The organism is Pseudomonas migulae NBRC 103157 (genome assembly GCF_002091715.1).
In the GTDB taxonomy this organism is placed as follows: Bacteria; Pseudomonadota; Gammaproteobacteria; order Pseudomonadales; family Pseudomonadaceae; genus Aquipseudomonas; species Aquipseudomonas migulae_A.
Map to the genome: position 1 here is coordinate 42,557 of NZ_BDAG01000046.1, position 8,272 is coordinate 50,828.

Sequence of the window (8,272 nt, forward strand, 5' to 3'; positions counted from 1 at the left end):
CCAGAGTGGTTTTTCGCTCTCTAGCAGACAAGGCCTTCGCTGTCGAGATATGGCGCTCGTGGTCCTTTGCGTATACTGCGCAGATGTTTTCCCCAACGGCTTTGCGTCCGCGGTACGCCAAATGGCTGATCGCAACCGGACTCTTCCTGGTGCTCAGTGGCTGTGTTGATAAACCCAACACGCTGGAGCGCGTAAAGGAGGATGGCGTGCTGCGGGTGGTTACCCGAAACAGCCCCGCCACCTACTTTCAGGATCGCAACGGTGAAACCGGCTTCGAATACGAGCTGGTGAAGCGCTTCGCCGAGGATCTGGGGGTCGAACTCAAGATCGAAACCGCCGACAACCTCGACGACCTGTTCAACCAGGTGGGCAAGCCCAACGGCCCGGTCATCGCAGCAGCCGGCCTGGTCAGCAGCGAAGCGCGCAAGAAGCAGGTGCGGTTTTCCCACTCCTACCTGGAAGTCACCCCGCAGATCATCTATCGCAATGGCCAGTCGCGGCCGACCGATGCAAAGGATCTGGTCGGCAAGAAGATCATGGTGCTCAAGGGCAGCACCCACGCCGGGCAACTGGCGGAGCTGAAACAGAAATTTCCCGGCATTGAGTACGAAGAGTCCGACGCGGTTGAAGTCGTCGACCTGCTGCGCATGGTGGATGAAGGCCAGATCGACCTGACCCTGGTCGACTCCAACGAAGTGGCAATGAACCAGGTCTACTTCACCAACATTCGGGTCGCCTTTGACCTCGGTGACGCCAGCAACCAGAGCTGGGCCGTCGCGGCCGGCGACGACAACAGCCTGCTCAACGAGATCAACGACTACCTCGACAAGGTGAAGAAGAACGGCACTCTGCAACGCCTGAAAGACCGCTACTACGGGCACGTCGATGTACTCGGCTACATGGGCGCCACCACCTTCGCGCAGCACTTGCAGCAACGGCTGCCCAAGTACGAGCAGCACTTCAAAACCTACGCCAAGAAAGAGAAAGTCGACTGGCGCCTGCTGGCGGCGGTCGGTTATCAGGAATCGCTGTGGCAAGCAGCCGTCACCTCGAAGACCGGCGTCCGCGGCTTGATGATGCTGACCCAGAACACCGCACAGGCCATGGGCGTGTCCAATCGCCTGGACCCCAAGCAAAGCATCATGGGCGGCGCGAAGTACCTGGCTTATATGAAGGAGCAGCTGGACGAATCGATCCAGGAGCCGGACCGCACCTGGTTTGCACTGGCGGCCTATAACGTCGGCAGCGGTCACCTGGATGACGCGCGCAAACTGGCGGCCAAGGAAGGGCTGAACCCGGACAAGTGGCTGGACGTGAAGAAGATCCTGCCGCGCCTGTCCGAAAAAAAGTGGTACAGCAAAACCCGTTACGGCTACGCCCGCGGCGGCGAGCCGGTGCATTTTGTGGCGAACATCCGTCGCTACTACGACATCCTGACGTGGGTGACGCAGCCGCAGCTGGAGGGCAATCAGGTCGCCGAGGGCAATCTGCATGTGCCGGGAGTCGACAAGACCAAGCCGAATCAGGAAACCCCGCAGCTTTAACAAAACAGCGACGATCAAATGTGGGAGCGGGCTTGCTCGCGAAGGCAGTGTGTCAGTTAACGTTGATGTCGACTGATATACCGCCTTCGCGAGCAAGCCCGCTCCCACATTTTGGTTTTGTGTTCGGCTTAGGCTTTTGCGGCGGCCAGAATCAATGCCTTCATCTCGGACACCGCCGACTTGAACCCGACAAACAACGCATGTGCCACCAGTGCATGGCCGATGTTCAGCTCGTTGATGCCCTTGATCGCCGCGACCGCTTCAACGTTGTGATAATGCAAACCGTGGCCGGCATTGACGATCAGCCCCTGGGCCAGGCCAAACGCCACGCCATCCGCCACGCGCTTCAGCTCTTCAGCCACGTCCGTCGGCGTCTCGGCATCGGCATAACGACCGGTGTGCAACTCAATCGCCGGAGCACCCACGCGACGGGACGCTTCGATCTGCCGCTCGTCTGCATCGATGAACAGCGACACTTCGCAACCGATCTTCGCCAGGCGATCCACCGCAGCCTTGATCCGCGCTTCCTGCCCTGCCACGTCCAGGCCGCCTTCGGTGGTCAGTTCCTGGCGGGTTTCCGGTACCAGGCAAATGTGTGCCGGACGGATGCGTTCGGCGAACGCCATCATTTCTTCGGTGACGCCCATTTCGAAGTTCATGCGGGTTTGCAGCACATCCTTGAGCACCAGCACATCACGTTCCTGGATGTGCCGACGGTCTTCGCGCAGGTGCACAGTGATGCCATCGGCGCCCGCCTCTTCCGCGTCCAGTGCTGCCTTGACCGGATCGGGATAACGAGTACCCCGGGCCTGACGCAGGGTGGCAACGTGGTCGATGTTCACGCCAAGAAGAATGCGATTGCTGGTGGTCACGGAAGCGCTCCAGAAGAAGAGAAAGTTCGGTGCACAGCATACGGGGTGATCAGGGCTTGCGAAACAACTCGCGACTGACCAAGGGACGACCGCCCAGGTGAACGGCCAATGCCTGGCGCATCAAACGTTTGGCGGCGGACAACGCGCCGGGGGCTGACCAGTCGGCGTCGGCCATGGCCAGCAACTCGGTGCCGTTGAACAGACCGGGTTGCAGCAGGTAAACCCGCTCCAGACCCGCATCGACCTGCAAGCGATAGAGGCCGTCCGGTGCGATGGGTTCGTCATGGATGTCGGTGGTCAGGGCGAAGCCATAACCGAGATCGTCGAGCAAGCGCCATTCGAAGGATCGCAGCAACGGCTCCAGCGGACGGCCTTCGGCCAGCGCAAGCAACGTCGCGGCGTAGTGATCGAAGACAGCGGGGTGCGGGTCTTCGGAGGGCAGCAGGCGGATCAGCAGTTCATTAAGATAAAGACCGCTGAACAGCGCCTCACCGATGAGCCATGTCGACGTACCGGCACTTTCCATGCGCCCGACATTCTTCAATTCACCGCGGCCGCGGAACTCGACTTCCAACGGTACGAACGGCCGCGCGAGCGTCCCTGCCTTGCCCCGTGCACTGCGCAACACCGCCCGCAGCCGACCTTGCGGCGTGAGGAAATCCACCAGCGCGCTGCTTTCGCGGTAGGCGCGGGAGTGGAGGACGTAGGCGGGTTGGCCGATGGGTGCTTGAGACATGAAAGTCAGGGTTCTCAATGAAAGAGCGCAGTTTTACAAACAACAAAAACCAATGTGGGAGCGGGCTTGCCCGCGATGGCGGACTTACATTCAACGTCTCTGTTGAATGTTACATCCTCATCGCGGGCAAGCCCGCTCCCACAGGGTTATACGGTGCGGCGGCGATCGGGTTTACAAGTCGCCGTAACCCAGTGAACGCAAGGCGCGCTCGTCATCGGACCAGCCGCCTTTCACTTTCACCCAGAGGTTGAGCATGATCTTGGAGTCGAACAGCAGCTCCATGTCCTTGCGCGCCTCGGTGCCGATGCGTTTGATGCGCTCGCCCTTGTCACCAATGATGATTTTCTTCTGGCCATCGCGCTCGACGAGGATCAAGGCATGGATGTGCAGGGTTTTGCCCTGCTGCTTGAACTCTTCGATTTCCACGGTGATCTGGTACGGCAGCTCGGCGCCCAGCTGACGCATGATTTTCTCACGCACCAGTTCGGCGGCGAGGAAGCGGCTGCTGCGGTCGGTGATCTGGTCTTCCGGGAAGAAGTGATCGTTTTCCGGCAGGTGCTCGGCGATCACTCGCTCCAGCGTGTCGAGGTTATGCCCGTGCTGGGCCGAGATCGGCATGATCTGCGCGTTCGGCAGCTGCTCCTGCAACCAGGTCAGGTGCGGCATCAGCTCGGCTTTGTCTTCGATGCGATCGGTCTTGTTCAGCGCCACGATCAGCGGGCCGGTCACGTACTGGACGCGCTCGAGGACCATCTGGTCTTCGTCGGTCCACTTGGTGCGATCCACCACGAAGATCACCACGTCGACGTCTTTCAACGCCGCCGAAGCGGTCTTGTTCATGTAGCGGTTCAAGGCCTTTTCGCCGCCCTTGTGCATGCCCGGGGTGTCGACGTAGATCGCCTGAACGGCGCCCTCGGTCTTGATGCCCAGCATGTTGTGGCGGGTGGTTTGCGGCTTGCGCGAGGTGATCGCCAGCTTCTGGCCGAGGATGTGGTTCAGCAGCGTGGACTTGCCCACGTTGGGACGGCCGACGATGGCAACATAGCCACAGCGTGTTGCGGTTGAATCAGTCATTGCCATTCTCCACACCCAGGGCAATCAGTGCTGCGGCGGCCGCTACCTGTTCGGCAATACGACGACTCACACCCTGACCTCGGCTTTTTTCATTCAGTAAGGTGATTTCACATTCGACGAAGAACGTCCGGCAATGCGGCTCACCCTGGATATCCACCACTTCGTAACGCGGCAGCTCACAACCACGCGACTGCAGGAATTCCTGCAAGCGGGTTTTTGGATCTTTGTTGGTGTCGACCAGCGTCAGGCCTTCGAACTCTCCGGCCAGCCAGGCCAGCACGCGCTCGCGCGCCACGTCCATGCCCGCGTCCAGGTAGATCGCACCGATCAACGCTTCCAGGGCATCGGCCAGAATCGACTCGCGACGGAAACCACCGCTTTTCAACTCGCCGGAACCCAGACGCAAGTACTCACCCAGATCGAAACCGCGGGCCAGTACCGCCAGCGTCTCACCTTTCACCAGACGTGCGCGCAAACGCGATAACTGGCCTTCGCGGGCCAGCGGGAAGCGATCGAACAGTGCCTCGCCGGCAACGAAGTTGAGGATGGCATCACCAAGGAATTCCAGGCGTTCGTTGTTGCGCCCGGCAAAGCTGCGGTGAGTCAGGGCCAGGACCATCAGTTCCTGATCCTTGAAGGTGTAGCCGAGCTGACGCTCTAGACGGCTTAAGGAGACGCTCACGGTTTACCCACGCTGAGTTCGTGGCTGGATTCCACCGCCATCGCCGTGGTGTGGCGCAGGCTTGGGACAATTAACGCTGTGTTCAAAAATTACGTCCTGAATATCATTGTTTTCATGCGTCTGGCGCCGATTGTGGCGGTTCCAGAAATGCATTCGGCGCTGTGTTCAACAGCGCCGTGTGTGATTACTTGATCAGGCCAACCCGCGAAAAATTCGGCAGGTGACTGAGTTTGGGTTCCGGCCAGCTCATCCAGACTGCGAAGGCCTTGCCGACGATATTCTTGTCGGGAACCATGCCCAGCAGATCCTTGGGAATGCTCGGATCATCCCAGTAGCGACTGTCGTTCGAGTTGTCGCGGTTGTCGCCCATCATGAAGTAGTGCCCGGCAGGCACGGTCCACGTATGGTCCGGCGATGCGCGATAGCGGCTCATTTCCTTGCGGATCAAGTGCTCGGCGACGCCGAGTTTTTCCTTGTAGAGCTCTGCGCTGCCCAGGGTGCCCGGCTCGGAGCCGACCAGTTGCTCGGCAATCGACTCGCCGTTGACGAACAGACGCTTGTCGGCGGTGTAGCGGATCTGGTCGCCCGGAAGGCCGACCACACGCTTGATGTAGTTGACGTTCGGATCGCTTGGGTAGCGGAACACCATCACATCGCCGCGCTGCGGATCACCGACTTCGATGACTTTCTTGTCGATCACCGGCAGGCGGATCCCGTAAGAAAACTTGTTCACCAGAATGAAGTCGCCGACGTCCAGGGTCGGTTTCATCGAGCCGGAAGGAATCTGGAACGGCTCCACCAGGAACGAACGCAGCACCAGCACGATGAACAACACCGGGAAGAACGACTTGCCGTACTCGACCAGCAACGGCTCTTTGTTCAGTTTTTCGACCACCATCCCATCAGGCTGGCTGACGCTGCCCTGATAGGAGGCAATGGCGGCACGCCGACGCGGCGCCAGGAAAATCAGATCGAGCAACGCCAACAGGCCGCAGACGAACACGGCGATGACCAGCAACAGCGGGAAATTTAGTGACATAGGACCTAACTATCCAACCTGAGCACTGCAAGGAAGGCTTCTTGTGGAATTTCCACGTTGCCGACTTGCTTCATGCGTTTCTTACCGGCCTTTTGCTTCTCCAGCAGTTTTTTCTTACGGCTGACGTCACCGCCGTAGCATTTGGCCAATACGTTCTTTCTGAGTGCCTTGACGGTTGTCCGCGCCACAATCTGACCGCCAATGGCGGCCTGGATTGCCACGTCGAACATCTGCCGCGGAATCAGTTCTTTCATCTTCTCGGTCAACTGGCGACCTTTGTAGTTCGCGTTGTCACGGTGCACGATCAGCGCCAGGGCGTCGACCTTGTCACCGTTGATCAGCACATCCAGTTTCACCAGACTAGCCGATTGATAACGATCGAAATGGTAGTCCAGCGAAGCATAGCCGCGGCTGGTGGATTTGAGACGGTCGAAGAAGTCCAGGACCACTTCGTTCATCGGCAAATCGTAGGTCACCTGCACCTGTGTGCCGAGGAACAGCATGTCGTGCTGTACGCCACGCTTCTCGATGCACAGGGTAATGACGTTGCCCAGGTGCTCTTGCGGCACAAGGATATTGGCCCGCACGATCGGTTCGCGCATGTCTTCGATCGAGGACAGGTCGGGAAGCTTCGACGGGTTATCGACGTAAATCGTTTCACCGGTTTTCAGCAACAGCTCGAAAATTACCGTCGGCGCCGTGGTGATCAGGTCCAGGTCGTACTCGCGCTCCAGGCGCTCCTGGATGATTTCCATGTGCAGCATGCCGAGGAACCCGCAACGGAAGCCGAAGCCCAGGGCGTCGGAGCTTTCCGGGGTGTACTGCAGAGACGAGTCGTTGAGCGTGAGCTTTTGCAGGGCTTCGCGGAAATCTTCGAAGTCGTCGGAGCTGACCGGGAACAGACCGGCGTAGACCTGCGGCTGAATGCGTTTGAAGCCGGGCAGCACGTCGACGTCTGGCGTCGAGCTCAAGGTCAGGGTGTCGCCCACTGGCGCACCGTGAATGTCCTTGATGCTGGCAATGATGAAGCCCACTTCACCGGCCTTCAGGTCAGCGGTAGGGGTGTGTTTCGGGTTGAATACACCGACGCTGTCCACCAGGTGGATCTTGCCGGTGGATTTGACCAGGATCTTGTCGCCCTTCTTCACACGGCCGTGGCGCACGCGTACCAGGGAAACAACGCCCAGGTAGTTGTCGAACCAGGAGTCGATGATCAACGCTTGCAGCGGATCTTCGATGTTGCCGGTCGGCGCAGGAATGGTGTGAACCAGACGTTCGAGCACTTCATCGACGCCCAGGCCGGTCTTGGCCGAGCACTCGACTGCGTCGGTGGCATCGATGCCGATGATTTTTTCGATTTCTTCCTTGACGCGCTCCGGGTCGGCCTGTGGCAGGTCGATCTTGTTCAGGACCGGCATCACTTCCAGGCCCTGCTCGATGGCCGTGTAGCAGTTGGCTACCGATTGCGCTTCAACGCCCTGACCGGCATCGACCACCAGCAACGCACCTTCACAGGCCGCCAGCGACCGGCTGACTTCATAGGTGAAGTCAACGTGGCCCGGGGTGTCAATGAAGTTGAGCTGGTACTTGATGCCATCGCGAGCGGTGTAATACAGAGTGACGCTGTGGGCCTTGATGGTGATCCCGCGTTCACGTTCCAGGTCCATGGAGTCCAGCACCTGGGCTTCCATTTCGCGCTCGGCAAGGCCGCCGCACATCTGGATGAAGCGATCGGCCAGCGTCGACTTGCCATGGTCAATGTGGGCGATGATGGAGAAATTGCGGATATGACTCAAATCACTCACGGATCAACACTCAAAAAGGCTGCAGGCATAGCCCGCCGAAAAATAGCCGGGAATTGTACCTGATCCACGGCGCAAGCGTCACGTTCGCAGGTCAGACGGCACCTACAAAAACGCCCCGGTCTTGCGACAGGGGCGTTTTAGACGACTTTTGTAGGAGCCGGCTTGCTGGCGACGGGCGCTCCGCGGTCATCCAGCCCCACCGCGGCGCCCCCATCGCCAGCAAGCCGGCTCCTACAAATTCGTGTGGTTTATAGAGCGCAATCAACCGGCTCGGCGCAGCAGGAAGACACCCGCCGGCACCAGCACCGTAAACAGCGGCGAGAAACCGAACACCAGACTCCAAGGCCCCAGCAGATCCTGGACGATGCGGTCTCTGTAGGAGCCGGCTTGCTGGCGATAGAGGCGCCGCGGTGGGTCTGGATGACCGCCGAGCACCCATCGCCAGCAAGCCGGCTCCTACAAGTTCGTGTGTTTTATAGAGTGCAATCAACCGGCTCGGCGCAGCAGGAAGACACCCGCC

7 protein-coding genes and 1 pseudogene are annotated in these 8,272 nt (G+C 59.5%); 1 reads left to right on the top strand and 7 read right to left on the bottom strand.

From position 1 onward, the window contains the following. The first annotated feature begins 83 nt into the window (after nucleotides 1-83). On the top strand, nucleotides 84-1,544 hold the full coding sequence (gene mltF / locus PMI01S_RS26425) for a membrane-bound lytic murein transglycosylase MltF (protein WP_084323042.1): 1,461 nt from the start codon (nucleotides 84-86) through the stop codon (nucleotides 1,542-1,544). Between the two features lie 128 nt (nucleotides 1,545-1,672). On the opposite strand, the gene pdxJ is transcribed toward mltF, so the two are convergent. From pdxJ to PMI01S_RS32555, 7 genes and pseudogenes are all read right to left on the bottom strand, one after another. After that, nucleotides 1,673-2,416 (bottom strand): pyridoxine 5'-phosphate synthase, encoded by a 744-nt coding sequence (gene pdxJ, locus PMI01S_RS26430; RefSeq protein WP_084323043.1) that lies wholly within the window; start codon nucleotides 2,414-2,416, stop codon nucleotides 1,673-1,675. 49 nt (nucleotides 2,417-2,465) lie between these two features. Beyond that, the gene (gene recO, locus PMI01S_RS26435; protein WP_084323044.1) at nucleotides 2,466-3,152 is read right to left on the bottom strand and encodes a DNA repair protein RecO; all 687 of its coding nucleotides are present in this window, start codon (nucleotides 3,150-3,152) and stop codon (nucleotides 2,466-2,468) included. 171 nt (nucleotides 3,153-3,323) lie between these two features. After that, nucleotides 3,324-4,226 carry a GTPase Era gene (gene era, locus PMI01S_RS26440; RefSeq protein ID WP_008026691.1) on the bottom strand — a complete coding sequence of 301 codons (903 nt, stop codon included), beginning with the start codon at nucleotides 4,224-4,226 and terminating at the stop codon, nucleotides 3,324-3,326. After that, on the bottom strand, nucleotides 4,219-4,908 hold the full coding sequence (gene rnc / locus PMI01S_RS26445; RefSeq protein ID WP_017340629.1) for a ribonuclease III: 690 nt from the start codon (nucleotides 4,906-4,908) through the stop codon (nucleotides 4,219-4,221). The genes era and rnc overlap by 8 nt, the downstream gene beginning before the upstream one ends. A gap of 184 nt (nucleotides 4,909-5,092) precedes the next feature. Continuing rightward, the gene (gene lepB, locus PMI01S_RS26450; RefSeq protein WP_084323045.1) at nucleotides 5,093-5,947 is read right to left on the bottom strand and encodes a signal peptidase I; all 855 of its coding nucleotides are present in this window, start codon (nucleotides 5,945-5,947) and stop codon (nucleotides 5,093-5,095) included. Nucleotides 5,948-5,952: 5 nt separating this feature from the next. Next, entirely contained in the window at nucleotides 5,953-7,752 is a 1,800-nt protein-coding gene (lepA, locus tag PMI01S_RS26455) for a translation elongation factor 4 (RefSeq protein ID WP_084323046.1), read from the bottom strand. Nucleotides 7,753-8,013: 261 nt separating this feature from the next. After that, nucleotides 8,014-8,121: pseudogene (locus tag PMI01S_RS32555) on the bottom strand (hypothetical protein); the annotation flags it as partial. Nucleotides 8,122-8,272 lie beyond the last annotated feature (151 nt).

Coding starts and splice junctions, on each gene's coding strand:
- mltF (WP_084323042.1), top strand. CDS start 84: ATGTTTTCCCCAACGGCTTTGCGTCCGCGGTACGCCAAATGGCTGATC.
- recO (WP_084323044.1), bottom strand. CDS start 3,152: ATGTCTCAAGCACCCATCGGCCAACCCGCCTACGTCCTCCACTCCCGC.
- era (WP_008026691.1), bottom strand. CDS start 4,226: ATGACTGATTCAACCGCAACACGCTGTGGCTATGTTGCCATCGTCGGC.
- lepB (WP_084323045.1), bottom strand. CDS start 5,947: ATGTCACTAAATTTCCCGCTGTTGCTGGTCATCGCCGTGTTCGTCTGC.